Raw genomic sequence first — 26,224 nt, forward strand, 5'->3', positions numbered from 1 at the left:
TTAAATGTTATAAGGAAGATACTATATTATAAGCTATAGCTAAACATATTTAACTAACGATTACAGTATAATGAAATTACTATTTAAACTGACACAAAAATGATTCAACACGACAGCAGCAAAATGTATGGAACTACCATACTGTCAATTAGGAGAGACAAAAGCGTAATAGTAATAGGTGATGGACAGGTTTCATTAGGACATACTGTCATAAAATCTGGGGCAAAAAAAGTCAGGCGTCTTTCTAGTGATTCCGTTATTGCCGGTTTTGCTGGAGCAACAGCTGATGCATTTACTCTTTTTGAAAGACTAGAATCTAAACTCGATAAACATCCAGGACAATTAATGAGAGCATGCGTTGAACTTGCAAAAGATTGGAGAATGGATAAGTATTTAAGAAAACTGGAAGCTATGATGATAGTTGCAGATAAGTCTATTTCGTTAGTAATCACAGGAACAGGTGATGTTCTTGAACCTGAAGATGGAATTGCAGCAATTGGCTCTGGGGGAAATTTTGCCCTATCTGCAGCAAAAGCTTTGATTGACATCAAAGGAATATCAATAGAGGAGATTGCAAAAAAAGCTATGAAAATAGCAGCCGATATATGTGTTTACACAAATCATAATGTAGTTGTTGAAAAGATAGAGGGATAATATGTCTTTTGATGAACGAAAAATTTTACGTACTAATTTCTCCAATCAACCTATGATCTCAGGAGGGCAATCTTGTAGTAGTAATACTTGCAATAAAAAAAGTGACCTATATAAAGATACTAGAAGTGATTGTGATTCGAATAATAGCAGTGCTCAAGTTAATAATAGCACACAAATTTTATTAGATGATCTGCCACCACAGAAGATAGTTAAAGAGCTAGATAGGTTCATAATCGGGCAAGATGATGCAAAGCGTGCTGTTGCAATTGCACTCAGGAATCGTTGGCGTCGCAACAAAGTTCCTCTTCCTTTGCGTGATGAAATCATACCTAAAAATATACTGATGATTGGTCACACAGGAGTTGGTAAAACTGAAATAGCTCGTCGCTTAGCAAAGCTTGCAGGTGCACCGTTCATAAAAGTTGAGGCAACGAAATTTACCGAGATAGGATATGTTGGACGTGATGTTGACTCAATAACACGTGATTTAGTTGATGCAGCAATAGTTTTAGTTAAGGAAAAAGCTCGCAAAGCCCTAGCTAAAAAAGCTTTGAATTTAGCTGAGAAGATAATAGTCAATTCTATGGTCGGCGAAAATGCAACCGAAGAAAGTAAAAAGACTTACAGAGAAAGATTGAGAAATAAAGAGTTTGAAGATGGGGAAGTTTCCATTAACGTTAGAGAGAGCAAGAGCATGTTACCTACTTTTGATATACCAGGCATGCCAGGTAGGCAAGTTGGTGTAGTGAACGTAACAGAGCTAATGGGTAAAATGTTCAACGGGGGTAAAAAGACAAAAACCATTACAGTTAAGGTAAAAGAAGCGCGTGAAATATTGATTAATGAAGAAAGTGAAAGGTTAATGGATGAAGATAAGATAATCAAAGAAGCCATCGATCTTGTTAGCAATGAAGGCATAGTATTTTTGGATGAAATAGATAAAATTGCAGCGCGCACAGAAGTAAAAGGTGAAGTAAATAGAGAGGGAGTACAACGTGATTTATTACCGTTACTTGAAGGAACAACCGTTTCAACTAAATATGGCTACGTAAAAACAGACTATATATTATTTATTGCATCCGGTGCCTTTCATCTGTCTAAGCCATCCGATCTTTTACCAGAATTGCAAGGTAGGCTACCAATCAGAGTAGAACTTAAAGCACTTACTCAAGAAGATTTAATAAAGATATTAAAAGAACCGGAATCTAGTTTGTTAAAGCAGTACATAGCTTTAATGAAAACAGAAAATGTAACACTTGAGTTCACTGATGATGGAATTGAAACCATAGCTGAAATAGCGTTTACAGTTAATAGGGAAGTGGAAAACATAGGTGCAAGGAGGCTTCATACTATCATGGAGAAGCTTTTGGATGAAATAAGTTTTATCGCTTCTGAAAAAAATGGTGAAAAATTTGTTATAGATAGCAAATATGTGAAAGATAAACTAGAATCGATTTCAAAACAACTAGATTTATCTAGGTTTATACTTTAAAAAAAATATGTTAATGATTTTATATATAATATTAATATAGGTATGTCAATAGAACAAAAAGCATGTTAGTACAAGACACTTAAGGTATATTAGACAACAGTAATGAATTTTTTGATGCAGAAGAGCTTCCTAAAGAATACATTGAATTAAAAGAAAAAGCTAAATCTGAATTTAGCACATATATCAAAGATGATATTATTAACAACATATTAATTTACCGAAGTTACCGAAATAATAACAGTAGCTTTCACGCAAGAATAACACTACAAGATAAGGATACGGCTGTAAAGTAAGTGAACTTTTAAATAGTAAATTCTATAAAGGTAACAAAATCACTGATTTTTCAATATTAGATAATGATGACAGAAAAATTACAAATGGTTATGTTATTGAGAGTGGTGATGGTAAAAAAGTTAGAGTCAGATGTTATGACTTAGCTAATTCTTCTCTATATGAATGTGAATTGCAGTTTAAATAGTACATCAATGGAAAAAAATGCAACATTGCATTGAGTTCTGATAGCAATATTAAAATAGTAGGTAGCAAACCAAGTTATGAAGATTTAGAGAAAGACATAGACGTTAAAATCAAACTTGATGGTAAGGAACTAAGTCTCATTGATGCTATAAAAGAACTAGAATAAAAGAGTAAGCTTAACAAGTTAGAAATAGAAGAAGCTTTATCCATTAAGATTTAAGACAAAGTTAGTTAACTTGTTGTGTAAGTGCCGTCAAGCATAACACCACCTGTCACACAAATTACCTGCAAATTGTAATGTGTCCGTACAGTCTATTAAACATTTCCCTTTGAGGCCTGCCATGGCTGTTGCACTGTTTGTACAAATTTCCTAATTAAATAGGATGATGCACTTCTGCCTTCTCTTAGTTTACAAATATACTAATCATTTTTTGAATCAAAGCCTTTTCTACTTTTGCTCATTTCATTCTTTAATTCTTTATACATTTCTTTTAGCACTTTTCTTCCCCTTGCTTTTATGTCGTTACTTTGCAGTAAAGTTTCAATTTGGTATGCATCATACCTGAGTAAGATCTGTTTTCCTCATATGTAGATTAGCTCTATCTAAAATTTCCTGAAGAGATCTGTATACAAAAGGTCTTGAATTCAAAAAATTACTAGGATCATTACACGTATAATGTATATATTGTTAAAAATGCTTTTGTACTATTTTATCTATTCCTTCTAAATATTTATTGCCAGAGTTACTTGTATCACGGGATTTATTTACAAAACCTAAAATTCCTAAGCCTTTAATCATTCTTAAACCCTTTATCAAGTCCAGCTCTCCATCTAGCTTTAGTTACTCCCCTTAACTGAGATTTTGCTTCCTTTCCTTCAATCTTATGTTTTTTTGACTTTATAAACATAAATAATTTACTATGTTGCTCAGGTTTATCAAATTTCTTTCGCAGATCATTTTGTCTATTCTGTAGAGTTTTAATCTGATCATCAAGACTAACAGTTTGCTCAACTCCTTTTTTAATTTGCTTAGATTTGCTCTTTGTCTGAGGAAGTTTTTCTCAGATGCAGCAGAATTATTTTGCTCTTTAGAAACAGTTGTAATTTCAACTTTTCTTAGCACTCTTTTGCTAAGCACCTTCCTATTACCTTCTAATTCAGCAAATTTTTGCTGACCTGAATTCTGCAATTGTTTTTTAGATATATCATCGTTTATCGCAACCTTTTTTTGAGACTGTCGGCTTTAAGTTAGATGATATTTCACTTTTACTTGATATTAAACCTGTATCAAACGCTTCGCTGTCACCTGTTAAGTTGGAATCGAAAGTTAAGAAAGCATAAGCTTTACTTTCTTTTAGAGGCTTGATTATTTTTAGCCTTTGGCCTAACTTTTATTGGTACTATTTCATTTTTTATTGAAGCGGAATCAGAATAATTGGACTACTAATAGTCTTTACAGTTTGGCTAGCTGATTTCGACTTCTTTGGTTTTTTTGTCTTCTTATTCATTTTGAGCCTTCAACTTTTTAATATAACTCAATTTTAAACGGTAATTATTAACTATGTGTGAATGTCATTTTGTGGCAAAATCTCCTATGATATTTGTAAAGCAAGAAAACAAAGACTTGATTTCTGTAGCTAAATAATGGACTATCAAGGGCACACATCAATATCTCTAAAATGCAAAAAAAAACTTTCACAATTATCGATGGTTACGGCTTTCTTTTCAGAGCTTATTACGTTTTGCATCATCTAGCTACTACAACTGGTATGCCAATAGGTGCTGTGTACGGATTTCTGAATATGGTTCTAAAGTATATCACCCATTCAGACTACTTAACTATAGCACTTGACTCCGGTAAAAAAAATTTTAGGCACGACTTATACCCTGAATACAAAGCAAACAGAGTAACTCCTCCTGAGGGTTTAATTCCACAGTTCGCAATACTGAGGGAAGCAATAGAAGCCTTTAATCTCAGTTATGAAGAGATTGAAGGCTATGAAGCAGATGATATAATTGCAACATTAACTGCAAAATACGCTAACCACCAAGATTTAAAAGTAGTAATAATTTCGTCAGATAAAGACTTATTTCAGCTCTTGAACTACGACGTTTTAATATTCGATCCTATCAAAAACATATACATAGATGAAAAACAAGTAATAGAAAAATTTGGTGTAAATTCAAATAAGCTTCTTGATTTATTTTCTCTAACTGGAGATGTATCTGACAACATTCCTGGCGTTCCAGGAATAGGCCCAAAGACTGCAGCTAAATTGCTGGATAGATTTAATTCGTTGAATAATACCATAGAAAACATCAATAACATCAAACAAGCAAGGACACGTAATATTCTCACCGAACATAAAGAAAAAGCGTTAATTTCAAGAAAACTTTTATCACTATGCAAGAAAGTGGATCTTCAGCATAATGTCATAAAATATAAGGTTCTCTCTCCAAATATGGAAAAATTGTTATCTTTTTTAAAGAAGTACGAATTTAATTCCTTGATAGGCAAAGTAGAAAAGCTTTTTTCTTATAATGAATCGAGCACAAAAGAGAGAACAGAATATAGTAGTGAAGCATTAGAAAAATTTTTGGAACGCTGTAGATATGAAGGAAAAGTCGCAATTCATTGCCATTTCGAAAATAACGTACTTAGTAAAATTTCCTTATCTTACAATGAGGATAACATTTTTTACATAGATCAAAACCGTTCACAAGATGCACTTATTACAATCAATTCAGCTCTATTTTCAAATGGGATACTCAAAATAATACATGATACCAGAGAAACCAGGAAAACCATTCCTACAATAGAAAAAGTACTGGGCTCAGTTGACGATTTGATGATAATGTCATACAGTCTTGACACAGGAAAACACGATCACAGCATTCCAAACATAATTGCACACAATTTGAGTGAAAATGTAGAGACCTTTTCAGCAAAAACTTTAATAGCAATTCATGAAAAGCTGAAACAAAGGCTATTTAAGGAAAAGCTTTTTACAATTTACGAGCGCTTCGATAAACCGCTTATGAAAGTAATATTCAACATGGAAAAAAATGGAATATTACTAAATATTCATAAACTACAAGAATTATCTGACAAATTCCAACAGCTAATCGCTGTGCTTGAAAATGACATATATAATTTGGCAGGAGAAAAGTTTAATATTGCTTCGCCAAAACAATTAAGTGATGTTCTATTTAACAAGATGGGGCTTAATAAGAAAAAAAAGTTGAAATCTGGATCGTATAGCACAAACTCCGTAGTACTAGAGGAACTTGAAATAGAAGGAGTTGAAATTGCAAGCAAAATTTTAGATTGGCGACATTTAAGTAAATTAAAAAGTACCTACACTGATGCACTAATAAAGCAAGTTGACCCACTTGATGGCAGAATACACACAAATTTCTCAACAACTGTAACTGCAACTGGAAGGCTCAGCTCAAGCAGTCCTAATTTGCAGAATATTCCTATCAGGAGCAAAGAAGGAAATCTTATTAGACAGACATTTATTGCGCCAAAGGGATACAAGATAATTTCTGCTGATTACTCACAAATAGAACTGAGGCTCCTAGCACACGTTGCAAATGTTACAGCGTTTAAAGAAGCTTTTGCAAATGGAAAGGATATTCATGGCATTACTGCAGGGCAAGTCTTTGGAGTGCAAAAAGATATGGAGGTCGATGAACAATTAAGGCGCAAAGCAAAATCTATTAACTTTGGAATCATGTACGGAATTAGCCAGTTTGGCCTTGCAAAACGGCTTGGAATTACCATTGAGGAAGCTGCTGAATACATTAATTACTACTTTTCCTGTTATCCAGAAATAAAGGTCTATATGGAAAAAGTAGTGTCTACCGCGAGACAGCATGGTTATGTAGAAACTTTGTTTGGCAGAAGATGCTTTGTAAAAGACATAAATAACACAATTCCTTATCTAAGACAATTTGCGGAAAGAGCGGCAATAAATGCACCACTACAAGGAACTGCCGCTGATATAATAAAACGTGCGATGATTCAGCTTTTCGATCAGTTAAAAGCGGGCAAAATAATCCTCCAAGTTCATGATGAGCTACTAGTTGAAGTAGAGAACGAAAAAGTACAAGAAACGGCAAAACTTATGAAGGATGTAATGGAAAATATAGTGAAAATTTCTATACCACTTGAAGTAGAGGTAAAAATTAGTGATAACTGGGGAACAACTACACAAACATTGTGATTTGAGAGATCGGTAGGTGTTATTCAAGCAGCTCATTATATAGAAATGCAAAAAATTACTTGACACACTTTATCAGCTTTCTTATCCCGGTAGTGGAGCTATTTTATATAACTTCCCAATCTGTGCAGATTAAAATGACAAGAAGGTCTTGTATTTGGCGTACTACTGTTTAATTTTTCACACTATGTGCACCATATGTCTTTATAAAATTTCTGGTTCTTACTTATACAAGCCGAAACGCACTTATGAAGCATCTAAGGCATTATCCAACGTCAAATTTTTAAAATTAAAGAGTTAGCAACTAGCTACTCCGTTTTTTTGCCTTTCTATTTAGTAAATTCATTAATATTTATAGCTACCGTCATCCTGCCGCTTGCTAGCTGGATCTAGAGATACCGCAAATGAATCGTGGTATTATAAACTGCACCTAGCGTCACACACTGGAATGACACCATCTTGGTGAACTAAAATTTATAACGTTCGTACAGTTGTGCAACTGGGCTTAAATTTTCCTAATTATGATTTAAACACTACAAGCTTCTAGAGTACAAACCACTTGAAATAATATAAAAAATATACTACAATTAAGTATAGTAAATGTGAGTAAGTCAGTTATGACAAAAATATCAACTCCACAAATAAAGAATCTGGAATCTTCAAAGCCATCTACTCATGAGGCTAACAAAGATGAGAAAATCTTTGAAAAAGAGAAGCATCAGTTAATCTATCGTGCTTTCCTAGATACTTTAGAGAATCCGGAGAAGCAAACACAACAGGAGATAAATAAAATACAAGAGAAGCTGCAAGAAAAACTCTCAGAACAGGAAATACAAAAATTACGGTGTGAGCAGCAGTCACTAGAGGAACTGTTAAACCAACTAAAGAATGGAGATGAAAAGAAGATTTTTACTTTTGTACTTAAGAATAGTGGAAAGATATTCAACGATGTTAGTCCAAAAATAAAACCACTCAGTGAAGAGGATTTTTCCCAGTTTTTACTTTCTGTATTTAAAGAAATTAGAGGAAAAAAATTAGCTAGTGAAGAGAATTTAAAGAACGGTGAAATAGAAAAAGTCGTAGCTAAGTGTGTCAGTAAAGAAGCTTGGCATCAGTTTACTGACTTTACTAAACACCAGATACCTGGTAGAAGATTGTTAAAAAAAATACCAGGCTTTGGAAAAGTTTTAAGTGTTGAAAAAAAAGAAGATGAACCAATGCTTAGTGATAAAGAAATGGTGATAACATTCTTACGTAAATCTTTACTACCTATTATTGCTTTAACAGCTACAATATTATTTATCGGCTCAACTTCATTATTCAGTATTCCCTCTTTTGTAACAATAGGGCTTGCTGTTTTTTGTTTTGCTACTGCTGAATATAGTGCGATAAAAAGCCTCTTTTCAAATAATAAACCAGGTACTTTATACAACCCTCATCCACAAGAAGAAGAAAAGAAAAAAGAACAATGGAATAAGAAATTTCTTGATGGCATTAATAAAATTTTAGAACCCCAAGGTAAGGGAGCTGAAAAGAGTGAGCAATCTGCTGTAACAACTGAAGAGCAATCTATTCAAGAAAAAGTGAAAGAAAATGCACCATTTACTAAACTGAAAGGAACTACTATAAATCAACAAAGTAAAGACCAAAGTTCTCAGAATGTGAATGTTCCTAGCTTATAACTCAGTTCCACCTATTGTGATCGAATCAACTTTGAGTGTTGGTTGACCAACACCAACAGGTACATTCTGCCCACCCTTGGAGCATGTGCCAACACCTGGATCCAACTTTAAGTCATTTCCAATCATGGACACTTTTTTCAGCACTGTAGGACCGTCACCAATGAGCGTTGCTCCTTTAACTGGCTGCGCAATTTTGCCATTTTCTATTAAATAAGCTTCTGAAGATGAGAAAACAAACTTCCCTGACGTTATATCAACCTGCCCACCACCAAAATTTACTGCATACAGACCTTTCTTCACGCTAGATATTATTTCTTCTGGCGTATACTTTCCTGGCAACATATAGGTATTTGTCATGCGTGGCATAGTAACTTCTTTATAATTCTCCCTTCTACCATTACCAGTTGGATTTACACCCATGAGTTTAGCATTCATATGATCATGTATATATCCTTTGAGGATCCCACCCTCTATTAATACATTATAACCAGGCAGAGTACCTTCATCATCTATGCTAATAGAACCACGTAAATTAGGTAAGGTTCCATCATCAACTATAGTGACACCACTAGCTGCCACTTGTTTGCCTATAGAATGCGAAAATGCTGAGACTCCTTTGCGATTAAAATCGCCTTCAAGGCCATGACCTACAGCTTCATGTAACAATATTCCTGGCCAGCCTGGACCGAGAACAACCGTCATCTCTCCAGCTGGAGTTGGAATTGCCTCAAGATTTATTAACGCTTGTTCTAACGCTTGGTTTGCAACTCTTTTCCACCCTTTCTCGGAAATAAACTTACTATAAGAATCTCGTCCTCCGTGCCCTGCAGAACCCCTCTCAATTCGGCCATTTTTCTCTACAATGACTAGCACATTAAAATGCACTAGAGGCCTGACGTCGCTTAATCTGTGATCACCCTTTATTATTTGTATAACCTGCCATTCTCCACTTAGGGTTATTTTTACTTGCTTCACGCAGTTATCTTTGGATCTTACATACTCATTAACCTCATTAAGCAGCTTAATCTTTAAATTCAGATCTATTTCATTTATGGGGTTAATTCTCAAGTATAGTTTTTTTGTCCCTTCGTTTAAGTTTATTGAATTTGTTTTATTTAAAGACACCGAACTTTTAACAATAGAAGCAGCATTACTAATTTCTTTTTCACTAATCTCAGAAGAACAAACAAAAGACGTACTATCCTTACAAAAGGATCTTAAACCAAACCCTCTTCTGGTATTCAAATCCATGTGTTTTAATATGTTATTATCAAAAACCAAAGACTCTGACTGGCAAAATTCTAAAAATAGCTCACCACCATCACTATTGTTCAAAGCGTTATTGACTATTTTATATATATTATTAATATTAACATTATTCTGAGCAAAAAATATTTGATCTAGGTTTATATTATCTAGCATTACCTTTGAACTAAAAATTATTTAAGTATATTATTTAATTTTAATATAGCAAACTACAAAAAGCCCGGGTGGCGGAATTGGTAGACGCGCTAGCTTCAGGTGCTAGTAACTTTTCAAGTTGTGGAAGTTCAAGTCTTCTCTCGGGCACCCTTAGTCTCCATATTATTTTTTGAATGAATTAATGTTATAATATAACATATTAATTACGCTTAAATTTATGAGTGGTGAGGAAGAGAAGCTTGCTTACAGAAAGAAAATACGAACTTATTCAAAACGCTTAGTTATTATACTATCCACTACCTTTTTCATTGGATATATAGCGGCACCAGTCTTTAGTATTCCTATCTTAAGTTTATATTTTAGTATTGCTAACACTATATCAAGTGCACTCTCATTTGCCTTAAATATATGGTCATTAAACGACCATTTTCAAAAGCAGGACCTTAATAAGCAATCTGGTGTAAAAAATATTTAGGAACAAAAGAAACTAACAAAGATCCGCCTTGATATTACATCTAATATTTTATTTCTAATAGGGAAAATTATACATATACTGCCTCTCAAATCTTCTATTATCCCTTTTGTTTCCACTACCTTTTTCATTTTAGAATATGTTATTATGCAGCCAAATAGTTCTGGCTATAGTTAGTGAGCCACAAGTAGAAAAGGGGCCTGAAAAACAATATTTAGTAGGTAATGCTGCACAGCAGCCTAAATGCTAACAAATTAACCTATTTGATTTATATAGGAATATTAGTTGTTATATTAATAATTTAACAATAAAGGAAGTTAATACCATGGTAGATTTTATAAGTTTTTCCAACTACTATTCAGATTTTTCTGGCGAAAATACTAGTTATACAGTACATGAGCTTAACGAGAAAATCAAGAGCTTACAGACTATAGTACACATATAGTTAAACACAACGAACCAAGTTTTCCTGGCAATTATTCAAATTTTTTTGAGAAAAGCACCAGTTATATAGTGTCTAAGCCCAATGAAAATAATTAAGGACCTACAAGTGATTTATATACGGTAGTTAAGCACAGTGAAAATGATTTGATACTGAAGAATACATCAGAAACACAATTTGGCACTATGGACAGAGACATAATGCTCAACTTAAAATCCTCACTAATGAAAGAGTGGATGGAAGTAAGTAACATAGACGGGTTGTATATAAGTAGCTGTTATGAGATTGAAAAGGTAAATTTGCCTCGGATGAAAAATAATTAGCATTTGTATTCAAGACACTTTTACCTGAATATAGTTCACAAGAATACAAAGTAATTAAAATTAAAAATTTTTAAGCTTACTGGTAAATAGGAGTATTTAGTACTCCTATTTCAATAAGCAAATTTGCAACATACTTTGTTTATTCAATTAATAACAAGTTGGTATAAAGCATATTTTTAAGGCGGTCGACAATGAAAGTAGCATTCAGACAAATAATATTTACTTTAAAGCTACTTGTTTCCCTTTTACAAAAAATTTCTTGTGAAATTTAGCGAATATAATCACCAATGCACTATCTGCAGTAACGTTTGCACTAGCAATAACTGGATTAAGAATCACGCAAATTGCAGTTATTAATGACAACATAATCGGAAAAAACCTCAAATATCCCTCAATAATTCCTAGAATCACAATTATATCACTTCCTGGTCCCACAGTAGTAAATTTCAGTAAAAGAAAATATAACTAAGAAATATACAATGTTCCAATATTGTTAACGATTGAGTACCAAATGACTCTATAATTACCAAAGCTAGAATAATAACACAGAAACAATTGCCAACGGAATTGGTACTTGTAATTATAGGAACCATGGAATCCACTATATTACGTTTTTTTACATTTTTTCTACCTCCCTCTAAAGTAACAGGTATTGTAGCACCACTAGACAATGTTGCAATTGCTGTTACTAGTGCAGTTAGCATATTTTCATGCTACCTAGCTAATCCCTTATTCTAAAGAAATTTACAACTCTATATAACAATACAACACAAATATAGATAATAATTATCATAATAATAAAGATTGCAATACAACTCTTAAAAAGAGTTAATAATATTTCATCATGCTGCAATTTTAAGAAAAACCTAATATTAATATAGATAAAATAGGAATTAATGCTCTCTTGAGAAGAAAGAATTCATATCTACTAATTCTTTAGTGATAATATCACTCTTTTATGGAATAATTTTATGTACAGTTATCTCAGCAATAAACTCAAGTAAATAGAGCCTAAAAATTTGAGATTAATGTTGGCAATTTAGATTTCCATGAACTGCTTAGCACATTTTGCGGCAGTTCTACACTACAATTAATATGAAATTTTGTATAATAATATAGCCTGTAAGGTAACCAATAAGGCTTGAAAACAAATTTGATAAGAAAATTGCTGCCAATAGTAATATCACGAGCTTAATTGCTGCGTTTTTAGGTTATTAACGCTATTGAATATAAAAGAAAAGATAATAAAAGACATTTTAAAGCTTAAAATTTCTTTAATATTTAAGCTCACCAAGTATAAAAAAAATCTTTACATTAACAGGAACTAAATTTCCAAATAAAAGTGAAGAAATAAAAACAATGAGCAGCAGTAGCAACATATCTAGCGTAACAAATCGATAAAGGCTAGCCTACTTTAAATCTTCATAAATAAGAATGAACATCTGTCTTCTTGCAAAATTTCTGTAAGGCTTAATTACAAAACTTTAATGAAGTCCAGCATTAGTAACAGGAAATATAATCTGTTTAAAAATTTTTATTCAGTAATTTATTTATCAAAGGTATTATTTTTACCTATAGTAAAGTAGATTAGAATGAAGTCTATCTTATTAACAAGGCCTTTATCAGATTCACTAAATACAAGAAGCACGCTAAAGAAATATGGGTATAAAGTATATATAGAACCAGCATTCACAATAAAGCATCTGCAGCCTGACATATCTGCATATAAATTTGATGTGGTAATATCCACAAGCAAGAACAGCGTGAAAGCATTTAGCCAAATATGCAGGGTAGATGATCTTCCAATCATTACAGTTGGTAATTCGACTATGCAAACTGCAAAGGATTCAGGGTTTTCTGATATTATATCAGCAGACAGCAATGTTGAAGGGCTGATATCGTTCGTAAAAAATTACTACTCAAGAGCAGTAAAGTTCTTATATATAAGGGGACAAGAAGTATCATGTGACTTGAAAAAGAGATTATCTGAAGAAGGTTTTAACGTAAGAGAAGTTATACTCTATAAGACAATTATTAAAAGGGGACTAACTAATAGGTGTAAAAATTTACTGTTAGGTGGTAGAATTAATAGTGTTGCTTTTTTCTCCTCACAGACAGCAAGAATATTCTGTTCTTTAGTTCTAAAAAGTGGTTTATCTAATGTAATGGATAATATAACTGCATATGCTATGAGTAAAAATATTGTTGACAGCTTAAAGCCAATCAAATGGAAAAAAATTATAACATCGAGACTGCCTACTCAAGAGAATTTAATTGACATAATTAATAAGGATTGCTGATGCTAAAAATTGCAACTTGGAATGTAAATTCTATACGCAAGAGGGTTGACCAGCTCTGTAGTTTTATAGTCGATGATCAGATAGATATAATTTTACTGCAAGAGATAAAATGTACGGAAGAGCAATTTCCTTATGTAGAAATAGAGAAGTTGGGATATGAATGCATTGTTTATGGGCAAGTCGCAAGAAACGGCGTTTGCGTTCTATCTAAGCATCCGATACTAGAGAAATTTAAAATTGACATTGTAGAAGGTTATCAGGAAGCTCGCTACATAGAGTGCTTAATAAAACACAATAATCAAAAGATGAGAGTAGTTAGCATATACGTTCCAAATGGTCAAAGCCTGGGCTCTCATGTATTTGAATATAAACTCAAGTTTCTTGATAACCTATATGAAAGAATGGATAATTTGCTAAAGAATGAGGAGTTAATTGTTATAGCTGGCGATTATAACGTTGCACCAGATGAAATTGACGTCTTTGATCCAACTTTATTGAATGGCCAAGTGTGTTTTCATATAAAAGAACGTGAGAAGTTAAAAGCAATCTTGAACCTTGGATTTAAAGATGCATTTAGAATGTCTCATCCAAACTTACAACAGTTTAGCTGGTGGCACTATCAAGGTAATTCATTAAGAAATAATCAAGGAATGCGAATAGATCATATGCTGTTATCACCACAAGCAGTTGATAAGTTGGGAATATGCTACATAGACGACAGGCTGCGCAAGCTGGAAAATCCATCTGATCATACACCTATTGTGTCCATTATGGAGTGGTAATTTCCCTTGAAGAGTAAAAGGCAAGACTTAATCTGACAGACAAGGTATAGCAGAATATAATCTCAGAATACATTATTTCCGGTACTCTTATAAGTTTTTTGCCATTAGACAACAGATTCTAGTGCCACATGCTACCATTTATTGTGTGAATTATCTTACAAAGTAAATGCTCGTACAGTTGTGTGCTAACTACTTGGCTTAATGGACTTTAAACTGCAACTAATCTTTAGCCTTAAATATTTAAAAATTTATTAATGAGAAAAAAGGCAAAAGAAATCCCATGTTAGATAGCCTTCACTCTCTAATCCTGCGATATACTGTCTTAAACGCTTTATAAGCGAACTTCAGCTTATATAGGTAAAAACCTAGAAATGTTGTAAAGACATAAAGTACATATAGTGTAAAAAATAAAACATAAGACACCAACTACGTGATACTTCGTCATTTAATCTGCACAGATTGAAGATAACTGAATACCTTCAGTGCTACGGAGGCTTGAAAAAGCTTGTCAAGTGATTTTTCCGTTTCTATGCACTACTATGCCTCTATAATACAAGCAAAATAAACTGTGTATTTTTTCAATAAATTGACTATGCTAAAGGCATGCAAAAACGTCATATAACCATTTATCTTATACCACTTCTCATAATGAGCATATTATTCTTAGTACGCCCTATGGTTTTTCCGTGTTTAACGTCTATCGTCGTTGCGTATCTATTTAATCCGCTAGTAATAAAGTTTGAAAAGTATGGAATACCAAGGCTTTATTCTGTAATTTTCATAATATTTCTCCTGCTGATGGTTCTTATACTAGCTGTCACATTTGTTTTACCTATTATATATGTTGAAATTATCTCAATATTAAATTTTTTAATAAGTAAAGTATCCTCATTAAATCCTAAAGTTATCCAACCCGTACTAGAACTTCTTAATATAAAGATTGACAATGATTTGTTTGACCACCTATCTAAAAATTTAGCAGAAAATTACAGTGATTATGTATCTTATTTCATAAATGCTTTTAATATTGCCAGTAACTTTATAACCCAGATGCTAAGTTCGAGCTTCAGCTTAATCCACATAGTATCACTAGTAGTGATCACTCCGGTAATGTTCTTCTATATATTGCGCGATTGGCCTCTCATTGTAGAAAAAGTTAATAAATTAATTCCTATTCCTTATAGAAAAAAAGCTGTAGATTACTTTTCAAAAGTGGATTTTATTATGTCTAATTACTTGAAAGGGCAGGCAAATGTGTGCATTGTTATGACAACTTTTTATTCTATAGGCCTTAGTATAATTGGATTGAAACATTCTATTGCTATTGGAATTTTATCAGGGACACTAACATTTATACCTTATATAGGACCATCATTATATACTATTATTGGATTTTTGAGCGCCGCTACTCAATTTAGTGGGTGGTTTGAAAGTATTGCTATACTACTATTATTTGGTATCGGGCAGTTAATAGATACAAATATACTAGCTCCTTTATTAGTAGGAAAAAAGGTTCATATACATCCAGCTATAATCATTATCGGAATTACCATATGTGCTTCATATTTGGGACTTATAGGAATATTACTTTTTGTTCCAATAATAGCAATATTTAATGTATCAGTAGGATGTGCAATCGACCAATATCTTAAAAGTGAGTTTTATAAAAGCGGCTAACAGATTTTTCATACAACCAACTCATGATAAGGAGAAATGAACCATAGAATATCTGGGGTACCTGAAAAAGGCGAGCAAATTTTGACACAAAGGTTACTAATCAGAGACACAAGATATTTAACATGCAACTGAATCTATTTAACAATAATCAGGTTGATTATAGTCGGCAAAATTACATCATTTTAGATGAGAATAAGCATATATATAATGCAGTAATTAATGATTTATCCTGGAAGTACCTGTTTCTCTTTGGACCTAAAGGCTCTGGTAAAACTCACCTTGCTCACATTTGGCAGTCAATAAACAATGCAATTTTTATCAATGTGAACAACTTTATAAGTGAGATTAGATATAGCAACGCTTTTATTTTAGAAGATGTACAAGATATTCAAGATGAAGCAACGCTATTACACTGTTACAACTATATGAAAGAAAATAACAAGAGGTTGCTAATTACTTCCTCAACTTCACCAAAAAGACTTAATTTTAAATTGAAAGATTTAAGCTCCCGCATATTATCAACTATTAGCGCAAAAATTCCATCTGCAAGCGAGGAATTATTACGAATTATGTTAATAAAACGATTTTCAGACAAACAGTTGAAAGTTGATCTGAAAGTGATTAATTATATTTTAGCAAGAATAGAGCGTTCTTTTTGTAGCATTAATAGAATTATAGAGAAAATAGATAATGGATCTATGGGATCAAATGTTACCATTCCTTTTGTCAGCACCTTATTAAAAAGGGATACTACATAATTCCTTTTTTTTGCAAAGCATTCTTTGCATATACCAAAAATTTATTAACATCTGTGACACTGACATCATTAAAATCTCCGCTTATTTATGCCAAGAGTATAAGAATATTATATTATAATAAGTATGGACAGATATGATTAGGAGGCAGCATATTATAGTAGGACTCACTTTGTTAAGATGTTTTCTGCAGATTTGATGTTATAATTTAATCATGGTAAGAGCAAGATCGAATCTAAAAAAAAGGCTAAGACGAAGGTTTATTATGCTTATCCTATTGGCAAATACTTTATTTATTTCGTATTTTTTAATAAGGAATGCGGGCAACATTTCCAATCAAATAATAGTAAAAGAAATAAATATAGGAGCTGACAATGAAAGATAAGCAGTTACATAATAAAAAAGAAAATCTTTACATCACATATTACATAGATGCTTTAGTGTCAGAAAGGTCCGCTACACAAAATACTTTAGAAAGTTATCGTTCAGATTTACATCAACTTGAAGATTTTCTGCTGAAAAGTGGTACTACTTTGGTTGGTGCAAGCAAAACTAATATTAAAGATTATGTGAAGTCTCTATGCACACAAAAAAAATACAAAAATAGTTCTATATCAAGAAAAATATCTGCCATGAAAAATTTTTATAAGTGCCTATTTAACGATGGAATAATAGATTCTAACCCAGCTCCAGCTAACGATGACGAATTAAAAAATCCAAAGGTTTTTCGTCCTTTGCCTAAGTATCTAAGCGTTAAAGAAATGCTTTTGCTGATAGATACAGTTAGAAAATCAGCAAACGAACCGAACAAAGAGATAAATAGTAGAAGGTTATGCGCTATTTTAGACATCCTCTACTCTTCTGGCATGCGTATCTCTGAATTAATTAGCATGAAATTATGCGAAGTGTCACATTTATTAAACAGTAGTGACAAAGAATGTTATATAATAATAAAAGGAAAAAGCAGTAAAGAAAGGCAAATCCTCTTTAATGAGCAAGCATTGCAGAGCCTTAGAAATTACTTGTTAGCCCGCGATAATCTGATTTCCGATAGAAAGGAATCTGATTGGTTGTTTCCAGGTAACAAACCTAATAAGCCAATTACAAGACAGAGAATCGGTCAGTTGGTTAAGGAATTAGCGAAAAAATGCAATATTGATGAAAATAAAATCTCCCCACATGTGATTAGACACTCCTTTGCCACTCATCTACTAGATAGTGGAGCAAGCATTATGCTGATACAGAAAATTCTTGGACATACTAACCTTTCTACAACACAAATATACACTCATATTGCTAATAAAAAATTAAAGGATAAATTAGCTAATTCACATCCTATCACTCAGATAATCAATAGTTAAACTTGTTGTTTTTAATTTATAGTAAAGTTAAATTCAAATAAAGTTCATTTGGGAACAGGCTTTTGTGATTTCAAGTTTATTGTTTAACTTCTTTCTTATACTATGGGAAATGCTCTATACTTTGATTGCTCTTCCTGTAATTCTCTTTCCTACACGGGTGATAACTATTTTTCTTGCCTGCTCAGTAAGGGTTGTATTGCTTATGCTTCGTTTACTATGTGAAATTGAATACGAAGTTAGGGGAATGGAAAATATTCCAAAATATCCCTTTGTAATTGCCTCTAAACACCAATCTCCACTTGAAACATTTATCTTTATACTTTTATTTAGAAATGCAGTTTTTATTTTAAAACGCGAACTGAAGTGGATTCCTTTCATTGGCTTGCATCTCATAGCGCTTAGAATGATTTTTATTAACCGTTCAAATGGCATCAATGCCATGCGCCATATTATCAAGCTAGCAAGAATGCGTATAGCAGAAAACAGAAGTATAATAATATTTCCTGAAGGTACCAGAACAGCTGCAAAGCAAAAAACAAAATATCAACCAGGTATTGCTGCTTTGTATAGTGTATTATCTGTTCCTGTATTACCAGTCGCTTTAAATACAGGTTTGTTTTGGCCAAAGAGCATACTTTCTATGAGAAGGAATCCCGGAAAGGCAGTAATAGAGATATTGCCTCCAATATATCATGGGTTAAACAAAAATGAGTTCTTGAAAAATTTAGAAAAAACTATTGAAGAGAGAAGTAACAAACTAACTGCAGAGAAAAACTAGTATTGCAAACCAGTAAGAAGATTTTATAATGAAAGAAGAGTATAGTGTTTTAGGTATTGGTATATGGTAAATCATAAGAATGCTAAGAAAATGATAAAGGCAATAGCAAAGCGCACTTTAATAAATAAAATGCGCAAAAGTAAAACTCGCACTGCTATTAGAAAATTGGTTGATATAATTAAGTCTGGCAATAAAGAAAATGTCACTCCAGCGTTTCGAAGCGCTGAGTCTAATTTACACAAGTGTGTTAGTAAAGGTGTTATCCATAAAAATACTGCTGCACGTAAAATAAGTCGCTTGAATGCAAAAGTAAAAGCATTGATGACTGCTTAATGTGATTAATGCAAAGTTAACCGTTTAATTTGTATGCTTCACACAAAACTCAAGTAGCTTAAACGATGAATAAAAAAGCGTTATTGGAACTAAGCAATGGATTAAAAATTGAGTTACCCGTATTAAGCGGAACAATGGGTTATGATGTATTAAATATTAAAGATTTATATAAGGTCACAGGGTTACTCACCTACGACCCAGGGTTTGTTTCCACGGCTTCATGTTCTTCCGCAATTACATTCATTGATGGAGATGAAGGAGTTCTTAGATATAGAGGACATGATATAGCTGATTTAGCACAAAGCAATGATTTTACTGCTGTAATTTATTTACTACTCTATGGTAAATTACCTAATCTAGAGCAACACAAAAAATTTTTCCTAAAAATACAAGAATTATCTAAAGTACCAGAGCAGGTTGTAAATGTAATAAAAGCATTTCCAAAGACTGCTCACCCTATGTCAATTTTGATTGCGTGTTTTGCAACTTTGTCAGCACTTTACCATGAGAGATATGGTAACAATGTCAGTAATGAAAACCTAGATTTTGGAATCTCTGCAATAGCGCAGGTTCCTGCAATTATTGCAATGGTTTATAGACATACCAATGACCAGGAATTCATAGATACTGACAATGAATTGAACTATAGTAAAAGCTTCTTAAGGATGATGTTTGGTAATGCTCTTGATAACGATAAAAGCACCCTTTTTGCAAAGGCCTTGGACAAAATATTTACTCTTCATGCTGACCATGAGCAGAATGCGTCAACAGCAGCTGTCAGGGTGGTAGGATCGGCTGGTTCTAATTTATTTGCATGCCTTTCTGCAGGGGTTGCTACACTCTGGGGACCTGTGCATGGCGGAGCTAACGAGTCAGTTATAAATATGTTAAAGGAGATAGAACAAAGCGGAAATGTAGACAAATTTATTGAAAAAGCTAAAGATGATAAAGACCCGTTTAAACTGATGGGATTTGGACATCGTGTTTATAAAAATTACGATCCACGCGCACGCATATTAAAAGATGCTTGTGATGAGATTTTAAACAAACTAGAACAAAATAGTAAACTGCTCAAAATTGCAAAAGAACTTGAAAAAATAGCTTTAAAAGACGAGTATTTTGTTGTGCGTAAGTTATACCCAAATGTTGATTTCTATTCAGGTATAATAATGAATGCTATCAATATTCCTCCAAGTATGTTTACACCTATTTTTGCGCTTGCAAGGACTACTGGTTGGGTTACTCAGTGGTATGAAATGATAAATGATAAAGAAACTAAGATTTGCAGACCAAGGCAGCTTTATGTTGGTAAATAGAGCCTTTATTTGCAGTAGTGGTATAGCAGAAAAAACTTTAAGTAAGCACAATTATAAAATTAAAGTAGATTAAACGTAGCTATAGAATGACAGAAACGGTGTTTGTAAATAAACATAAAGCCCATTTTACAGGCCTTAAGAACCCTTATATGGGGATGTTTTAGACCTAAAATTTATCCTTAATCTTTATTTAAGTGACAAAAGCACATTATTAAACTAGGTGTGTTATGTTTAATTTTTCTTATATAGACACTCCATGTCTTTATAAATTTTTATCTACGTTAGCTGAATCTCGCTTATTAGGTAATGTAATAAGCGCCAAGTTTTTGAGAGAACAGTAAACAACTCACATTGCATTGTTCTTTATTTAAGAATTAGTTCAAAAATCAACTAACCTTCTTTTTTTTATAAAGAAATTATTTGAAAAACTTCTGCATTACCCTTATCGTGACGTTATGGATATTTATAATTCCAAGGTTGACTACTTACCAAGCATATAAGACATTAATGTCAAGTTCCTACAAGAGATATCACTAAGGTTTCTTTTGCTTTTTTTCCTGCTTGATGAGTTCCTTAAACATTTACAGCTAAAGCGATTTAAGAGAGAGATCACTCAAATCTGAGATCCAGAAAAAAGTAGGGTTCACTTCAGTGCGTAACGCTGGAGTCTAAAAAAACCTGGATCACAGTGTCACAAACTTGGATGACAGAAGAAGGAAGTATTGGCATGAAAGCCACCTGGTAGACTCAAACCACAACACTTGTGTAGCCGTATTAGTAAATTTAAAATTTTAGCTATATCCTTAACTATTACTCAACAGTAGAGTAATGTGCTGCTATTTCTTGCTTGTCATCCAAGCTTAAGCTAATTATCGAAACACTTTCTTCGTCAAAATCTATATTTTCAATTAACATATCATCAGTAACGTTCAAAAGTTCCGGCGGAGAAATAATAGTTCTATTATTACCCTCTTTCATTCCTATAACCCCAAGCTCCATAGCAAGAGGTACTTTTTTATTGCCAACCTTAAATTGCACTGTTTGATTCTTGATTATATATTCACCATCATGCCCCATTAAGCTATATTTAACTGATACCCTGTCACCGCACTTTACTTGTTTTCCAGTCTTGTTAATTAATTCGTTAAAAATCATCATACTATTCACTGAGTCAGGATATTTATCTTTTACTTCGATTAATTTAATATAATAAGAATTAAAATTCACTTCATTCTTATTAGCAATATTATTTATCGTAACTACACGCTCTCCACCTTCTTTCATACCTATTACCCCTAAACCTACCTCTCTTTGGTTATCTTGACCTATTACCAAAGTAACATCAGAAGTTTGTTTTGGAAGTGGCAGCGGTGTTGCTAAATTATCAGATATTTTATACATTTGTAATACGACTTCCTGACCGCAGAAAGCTCTACTGCCACTGCCTTCTATAATTTCATAAAAATTTATTGAACCTTTTTCTACTTTTTGTTGTATTATTTCTTTCAAATACTCTATCAGCCCATGCTTTTCAATATAGCGATCAAGCGCTGATTCAAGTATTGGCTTCACCAGATAATATGCTATCGTCTGTACCCAACTACTATGCGCAGCATTTATCTCATAAAGCTTGTCCTTCCTCTCTGGTTTACCTTTATTTATACAAACAACAACAAACACAAATACAGAAGCTAAAGTGAAAATTATCACTATAGAAATAAGCAATTGTAGTATAATTTTTCTAGCCATCTCTTTTTACTTGATTCAATAAATTATATAAATAATTAGTATCTCCTGAAAGCTCACCCAGATTATCCAAAGCTTGTTTAAAGAGATTATCTATATAGTTTTCTATTTCACTTTTACTAAGCATAGACATCAAATTATTCACTTCATCTTGTTTGTAGTCTCTAATATCATCCTTAGCCTGAAAGATAAGCCCTAGATTCACTCCATAGTTATATAACGCTCTACGTTGCTTGTCTGTAGCACTCCCTATTATAGCACCTATTTCACATGAAGCCGCAAATAGTTTTGCGGTTTTCATCAAGTGAATTTCTTTTATTTTACTATCTGGAGTTATCTTAGCACATGACCCCAGAGTCCTGTTCTTATTACATAGCTGTCTGGTGTGCTCATTTATAACTGAACTTTCTGGATCTAAGTAGTCATGGTGCTGGATGACATGGAGCACCGTTTTAATATCTAAAATCTGTCCCCCTACCATTCCCTTGGCTCCTATTGCTTGAGAGAGCGCTTTTATAATTTCACAGCGCTTATTGCTACCCTCATTTAATGAGGATAGTATTTCAAAAGCTAAAGTAAGCAGTGCATCTCCTGCAAGTACTGCTGTTGCTTTGTCAAATCTTTTATGACAGCTTAGCTGGCCTCTGCGAGTATCGCTATTGTCCATACATGGCAAATCATCATGAATCAAAGAATAGGTATGAATACATTCAACTGCCATAGCAATCGATATTACCCTCTCAATCTCAACATTAAATACTTGTGACGAAGCTACAACTAAAAATGGACGTATGTGTTTTGCAGGAGCAAGAAGTACATAACGCACAGCTGATATAAGCCTATTTTGACTATCTTCAGGTAAAATTTTATTTATTTCTGTAATAAGCAAATTTTTTGTTGTTTTATCTAGCATCTTTGAGCTTGTTAATTGCTCAGCGTATGATATTAAAGCATACCTCAGCTGAAGCGGTAAGAAACTGTCATAGCTTATCAGTCATATAAAGATATTGCAAACATAAAAATTTTCTATAATATCAAAGAATAAATTATCTTTTGGTAAAAAATGAATAGTGAACTAGCAAAGAGTACTAGAGAAGATATAGAAGCAAAGATAAAAAAGATTGTATTAGAGCATATTAGCAAGGATGTAGAGAAGTTTAACAACTCCTCAAAGCTTTCAGAACATGGCGCAGATAGTTTAGATGCAGTTGAAATAATTATGGCAGCAGAAGAAGAGTTTGGAATAGAAATCCCTGATGAGGATGCACAAAAAATGGAAACTATGGAACAAATAGTTGAGTATGTCAGTAACAAAAAAAACAATAGTTGATATTAAATGAGCAGAAGAGTAGTAGTTACTGGTATTGGCTTAATTACTCCACTGGCAGCAGATGTTGAAAATACTTGGCTTAAGTTAATAAATGGTAAGTCTGGTATAAAGAAAATCAGCAGATTCGATGCTTCTGACCTTAGCTGCAAAGTTGCAGGGCAAGTCCCTTTACAACATGACAACATTGAGCATTGTTTTAACCCATTGAATTACATCTCTGAGAAAGATCTAAAAAGAACAGATCGCTTTATTCATTACGGTATTGCAGCTGCCATTCAGGCAGTAGATGATTCACTAATTTTGGAAAATCAAAGCATTAACCGAGAACGTATTGGTGTGGCCATTGGCTCTGGCATAGGTGGTCTTCCATCAATTCAGGAAAATGTAATTATCATGCAGGAAAAGGGACCCAGACGTGTTAGTCCATTTTTTGTTCCTGCAAGCTTAATAAATTTAATATCTGGCCATGTTTCTATCAAATATGAATTCACAGGTCCAAATGATTCAGCAGTAACTGCATGTGCAACAGGTGCACACGCAATCATAAACTCAGCAAGAGCTATAAAACTTGGTGAAGCAGACGTGATGATTGCAGGTGGATCAGAAAGTGCATTGTGTAGAGTTGGAATTGCAGGTTTTGCATCTATGAAGGCATTATCAACTAAATTTAACGATAAACCTAAAGAAGCTTCAAGACCGTGGAATGAAGGACGCGATGGATTTGTCATGGGGGAAGGAGCAGGTATATTAGTGCTAGAAGAATATGAACATGCAAAAAAAAGAGGTGCAAAAATATATGCAGAACTCACTGGATATGGGCTAACAGGAGATGCATATCATATTACAGCACCACATTTAGAAGGGAGAGGTGCATTAAAAGCAATGCAACTCGCCTTAAAAAGTGCACAAATAAATCCAAATCAAATCGGGTATATCAATGCACATGGAACTTCAACACCTCTTGGAGATAAAATTGAAGTAATAGCGATAAAACAATTATTCGATGACTATGCCTATAAAATACCAATTTCTTCAACTAAATCTTCTATAGGACATTTACTTGGTGCTGCAGGAAGTGTTGAAGCAATATTTAGCATTCTTGTGTTAAACAATGGAATTGTTCCGCCAACTTTAAATTTACATAAACCTTCAGAAGGATGTGATTTAAATTTTATACCGCTTAAAGCTCAAGAGCATGAAATTCAATATGCGCTTTCCAATTCGTTTGGTTTTGGTGGTACTAATGCATCACTTGTTTTTGGAAAGTGTAGTTGATTTCATATCTTGTAGAGCATAAGTTATTTTACTATTACGTGATTTGTCTTTTACTGTCGATTTACTATACTTATTCAGCAAGATCCAGTTTTATTGAATGCATAAAATATTAGTAAGGAGTAACTATAAACCCTTGGTTGGACAAATCAAGATTAATGGTTCGAAGAATGCTATTTTGCCAATAATGGCAGCTAGCCTCTTGAGTAGTTCTTCAGTAGTTCTACATAATGTACCTGATCTAATTGATGTGCACCTGATGTCTGAATTGCTTGAAGGTCTTGGAGCAAAAGTAAACTTTATGCACAACAAAGATCACAAAGCAAATCATACTTTGGAAACTGATTGCAGTAACATCAACAATTACGCGATACAGTATGAAACTGCAAGCAAACTACGAGCTTCTTTTCTAATGTTGGGCCCAATGCTTAGTAGATTTGGCAAAGCGAGAACAGCTTTTCCTGGTGGATGCAATATCGGAAAGCGTCCCGTTGATATGCATATCAAAGCGTTAGAAGAAATGGGAGCTAAAATTGAAATTGATGGCTATAATATAATTGCAACAGTGAAAGGAAAGCTACAAGGAAGAAAAATCACACTTGAGAAAATAAGCGTCGGTGCAACAGAAAATATAATAATGGCAGCAACACTTGCAGAAGGAGTAACAACAATAAATAATGCTGCAACTGAGCCAGAAATTCTTGATTTAATAGAGTTTCTAAAGAAAATAGGTGCTGATATTAAAATCAATAATACGAAGGTTATAATAACAGGAGTTAAAAAATTAAATGGGTGTATCCACAAAATAATATCAGATCGAATAGAAGCCGGTACGTATGCATTAGCTGCTATCATAACTAACGGTAAGCTGGTGTTGGAAGGAATCAATCTATCTGACATCAGATGTATTGCAAATGAGTTGGAAGCTATAGGAGCTATGGTTGAACTGTACGACGGAAGCATTGTCATTTCCAGAAAAAATGGTTCTATTAAGTCTACTAATGTTGCAACAGATCCATACCCCAACTTCCCCAGTGATATGCAACCACAACTAATGTCCGCAATGTGCATCGCTGATGGGATATCAGTAATTGAAGAAAACATTTTTGAAAATAGGTTTTCACATGTAGATGAATTAAGAAAGTTAGGTGCTAATATTAGCATTAAGAAAAATAAAGCTGCTATAAATGGAATAAAAAGCTTATCTGGAGCTAATCTATATGCTACTGACTTAAGATCAACTGCAGCTTTAGTGCTTGCTTCTTTAGTAGCCAGTGGAGAAACCACAATAAATAACTCACATCATTTATGGAGAGGGTATGAAGCAATGCACGAAAAACTTAATTCATGCGGGGCCGATATCTCTATTTCACCTTGAGGATAT

General features: G+C 33.2%; 22 protein-coding genes, 1 tRNA gene and 1 pseudogene. 19 read left to right on the top strand and 5 right to left on the bottom strand.

Annotated features, from left to right (window positions below; translation table 11 throughout):
• The first annotated feature begins 99 nt into the window (after positions 1-99).
• From hslV to WBP_RS04290, 5 genes are all read left to right on the top strand, one after another.
• On the top strand, positions 100-654 hold the full coding sequence (gene hslV, locus WBP_RS04275) for an ATP-dependent protease subunit HslV (protein WP_167896161.1): 555 nt from the start codon (positions 100-102) through the stop codon (positions 652-654).
• 1 nt (position 655) lies between these two features.
• Positions 656-2,146, top strand: coding sequence for an ATP-dependent protease ATPase subunit HslU (gene hslU / locus WBP_RS04280; protein ID WP_167896162.1), 1,491 nt, complete (start codon positions 656-658; stop codon positions 2,144-2,146).
• Positions 2,147-2,654: 508 nt separating this feature from the next.
• A complete protein-coding gene (locus tag WBP_RS06060; protein ID WP_255324087.1) occupies positions 2,655-2,789 on the top strand; it encodes a hypothetical protein in 135 nt (44 codons plus the stop codon).
• A gap of 1,513 nt (positions 2,790-4,302) precedes the next feature.
• Positions 4,303-6,852 (top strand): DNA polymerase I, encoded by a 2,550-nt coding sequence (gene polA, locus WBP_RS04285; RefSeq protein WP_167896163.1) that lies wholly within the window; start codon positions 4,303-4,305, stop codon positions 6,850-6,852.
• A gap of 599 nt (positions 6,853-7,451) precedes the next feature.
• The gene (locus tag WBP_RS04290) at positions 7,452-8,531 is read left to right on the top strand and encodes a V-type ATPase 116kDa subunit family protein (protein WP_167896164.1); all 1,080 of its coding nucleotides are present in this window, start codon (positions 7,452-7,454) and stop codon (positions 8,529-8,531) included.
• Here WBP_RS04290 and tldD read toward each other — a convergent pair.
• Positions 8,526-9,953 (bottom strand): metalloprotease TldD, encoded by a 1,428-nt coding sequence (gene tldD, locus WBP_RS04295; RefSeq protein WP_167896165.1) that lies wholly within the window; start codon positions 9,951-9,953, stop codon positions 8,526-8,528. The genes WBP_RS04290 and tldD overlap by 6 nt on opposite strands.
• Positions 9,954-10,015: 62 nt before the next feature.
• Between tldD and WBP_RS04300 the strand changes: the two genes are divergently transcribed.
• The 3 genes from WBP_RS04300 (at position 10,016) to WBP_RS05275 (ending at position 11,190) form a co-directional block, all read left to right on the top strand.
• A tRNA-Leu gene (locus WBP_RS04300) sits at positions 10,016-10,100 on the top strand.
• A 70-nt stretch (positions 10,101-10,170) separates the two neighbouring features.
• Positions 10,171-10,428, top strand: a complete 258-nt coding sequence (locus WBP_RS06335) for a hypothetical protein (protein WP_369799964.1) — start codon at positions 10,171-10,173, stop codon at positions 10,426-10,428.
• 585 nt (positions 10,429-11,013) lie between these two features.
• Entirely contained in the window at positions 11,014-11,190 is a 177-nt protein-coding gene (locus WBP_RS05275) for a hypothetical protein (protein ID WP_218938832.1), read from the top strand.
• A gap of 219 nt (positions 11,191-11,409) precedes the next feature.
• On the opposite strand, the gene WBP_RS04310 is transcribed toward WBP_RS05275, so the two are convergent.
• Together WBP_RS04310 and WBP_RS04315 are read right to left on the bottom strand one after the other, a co-directional pair.
• Positions 11,410-11,601 carry a hypothetical protein gene (locus WBP_RS04310; RefSeq protein WP_218938833.1) on the bottom strand — a complete coding sequence of 64 codons (192 nt, stop codon included), beginning with the start codon at positions 11,599-11,601 and terminating at the stop codon, positions 11,410-11,412.
• 35 nt (positions 11,602-11,636) lie between these two features.
• Positions 11,637-11,894 carry a cation:dicarboxylate symporter family transporter gene (locus tag WBP_RS04315; RefSeq protein ID WP_167896167.1) on the bottom strand — a complete coding sequence of 86 codons (258 nt, stop codon included), beginning with the start codon at positions 11,892-11,894 and terminating at the stop codon, positions 11,637-11,639.
• Between the two features lie 888 nt (positions 11,895-12,782).
• Here WBP_RS04315 and WBP_RS04320 point away from each other — a divergent pair.
• From WBP_RS04320 to WBP_RS04355, 8 genes and pseudogenes are all read left to right on the top strand, one after another.
• Positions 12,783-13,490, top strand: a complete 708-nt coding sequence (locus WBP_RS04320) for a uroporphyrinogen-III synthase (RefSeq protein WP_011256925.1) — start codon at positions 12,783-12,785, stop codon at positions 13,488-13,490.
• A complete protein-coding gene (locus tag WBP_RS04325; RefSeq protein WP_167896168.1) occupies positions 13,490-14,272 on the top strand; it encodes an exodeoxyribonuclease III in 783 nt (260 codons plus the stop codon). The genes WBP_RS04320 and WBP_RS04325 overlap by 1 nt, the downstream gene beginning before the upstream one ends.
• Before the next feature lie 603 nt (positions 14,273-14,875).
• Complete coding sequence (locus WBP_RS04330) at positions 14,876-15,949, top strand: AI-2E family transporter (protein WP_167896169.1); 1,074 nt, start codon at positions 14,876-14,878, stop codon at positions 15,947-15,949.
• A gap of 122 nt (positions 15,950-16,071) precedes the next feature.
• Complete coding sequence (locus WBP_RS04335; RefSeq protein ID WP_011256928.1) at positions 16,072-16,707, top strand: DnaA ATPase domain-containing protein; 636 nt, start codon at positions 16,072-16,074, stop codon at positions 16,705-16,707.
• Positions 16,708-17,078: 371 nt separating this feature from the next.
• Positions 17,079-18,065 carry a tyrosine-type recombinase/integrase gene (locus tag WBP_RS04340; RefSeq protein ID WP_167896170.1) on the top strand — a complete coding sequence of 329 codons (987 nt, stop codon included), beginning with the start codon at positions 17,079-17,081 and terminating at the stop codon, positions 18,063-18,065.
• 64 nt (positions 18,066-18,129) lie between these two features.
• Positions 18,130-18,859: pseudogene (locus tag WBP_RS04345) on the top strand (lysophospholipid acyltransferase family protein).
• A 47-nt stretch (positions 18,860-18,906) separates the two neighbouring features.
• Positions 18,907-19,176 (top strand): 30S ribosomal protein S20, encoded by a 270-nt coding sequence (gene rpsT, locus WBP_RS04350; RefSeq protein WP_167896172.1) that lies wholly within the window; start codon positions 18,907-18,909, stop codon positions 19,174-19,176.
• A gap of 65 nt (positions 19,177-19,241) precedes the next feature.
• Entirely contained in the window at positions 19,242-20,492 is a 1,251-nt protein-coding gene (locus tag WBP_RS04355; protein ID WP_167896173.1) for a citrate synthase, read from the top strand.
• An 810-nt stretch (positions 20,493-21,302) separates the two neighbouring features.
• Here the strand turns inward: WBP_RS04355 and WBP_RS04360 are convergent.
• Together WBP_RS04360 and WBP_RS04365 are read right to left on the bottom strand one after the other, a co-directional pair.
• Positions 21,303-22,241, bottom strand: coding sequence for an FKBP-type peptidyl-prolyl cis-trans isomerase (locus WBP_RS04360; protein ID WP_167896174.1), 939 nt, complete (start codon positions 22,239-22,241; stop codon positions 21,303-21,305).
• Positions 22,234-23,151, bottom strand: coding sequence for a polyprenyl synthetase family protein (locus WBP_RS04365; RefSeq protein WP_167896175.1), 918 nt, complete (start codon positions 23,149-23,151; stop codon positions 22,234-22,236). The genes WBP_RS04360 and WBP_RS04365 overlap by 8 nt, the downstream gene beginning before the upstream one ends.
• 150 nt (positions 23,152-23,301) lie before the next feature.
• Here WBP_RS04365 and acpP point away from each other — a divergent pair, with 150 nt between their 5' ends.
• The 3 genes from acpP (at position 23,302) to murA (ending at position 26,218) form a co-directional block, all read left to right on the top strand.
• Positions 23,302-23,568, top strand: a complete 267-nt coding sequence (gene acpP, locus WBP_RS04370) for an acyl carrier protein (protein WP_011256935.1) — start codon at positions 23,302-23,304, stop codon at positions 23,566-23,568.
• A 6-nt stretch (positions 23,569-23,574) separates the two neighbouring features.
• On the top strand, positions 23,575-24,843 hold the full coding sequence (gene fabF, locus WBP_RS04375) for a beta-ketoacyl-ACP synthase II (RefSeq protein ID WP_011256936.1): 1,269 nt from the start codon (positions 23,575-23,577) through the stop codon (positions 24,841-24,843).
• A 97-nt stretch (positions 24,844-24,940) separates the two neighbouring features.
• Positions 24,941-26,218 (top strand): UDP-N-acetylglucosamine 1-carboxyvinyltransferase, encoded by a 1,278-nt coding sequence (gene murA, locus WBP_RS04380; protein ID WP_167896176.1) that lies wholly within the window; start codon positions 24,941-24,943, stop codon positions 26,216-26,218.
• Positions 26,219-26,224 lie beyond the last annotated feature (6 nt).

This window comes from Wolbachia endosymbiont of Brugia pahangi, assembly GCF_012030695.1.
Taxonomy (GTDB): Bacteria; Pseudomonadota; Alphaproteobacteria; order Rickettsiales; family Anaplasmataceae; genus Wolbachia.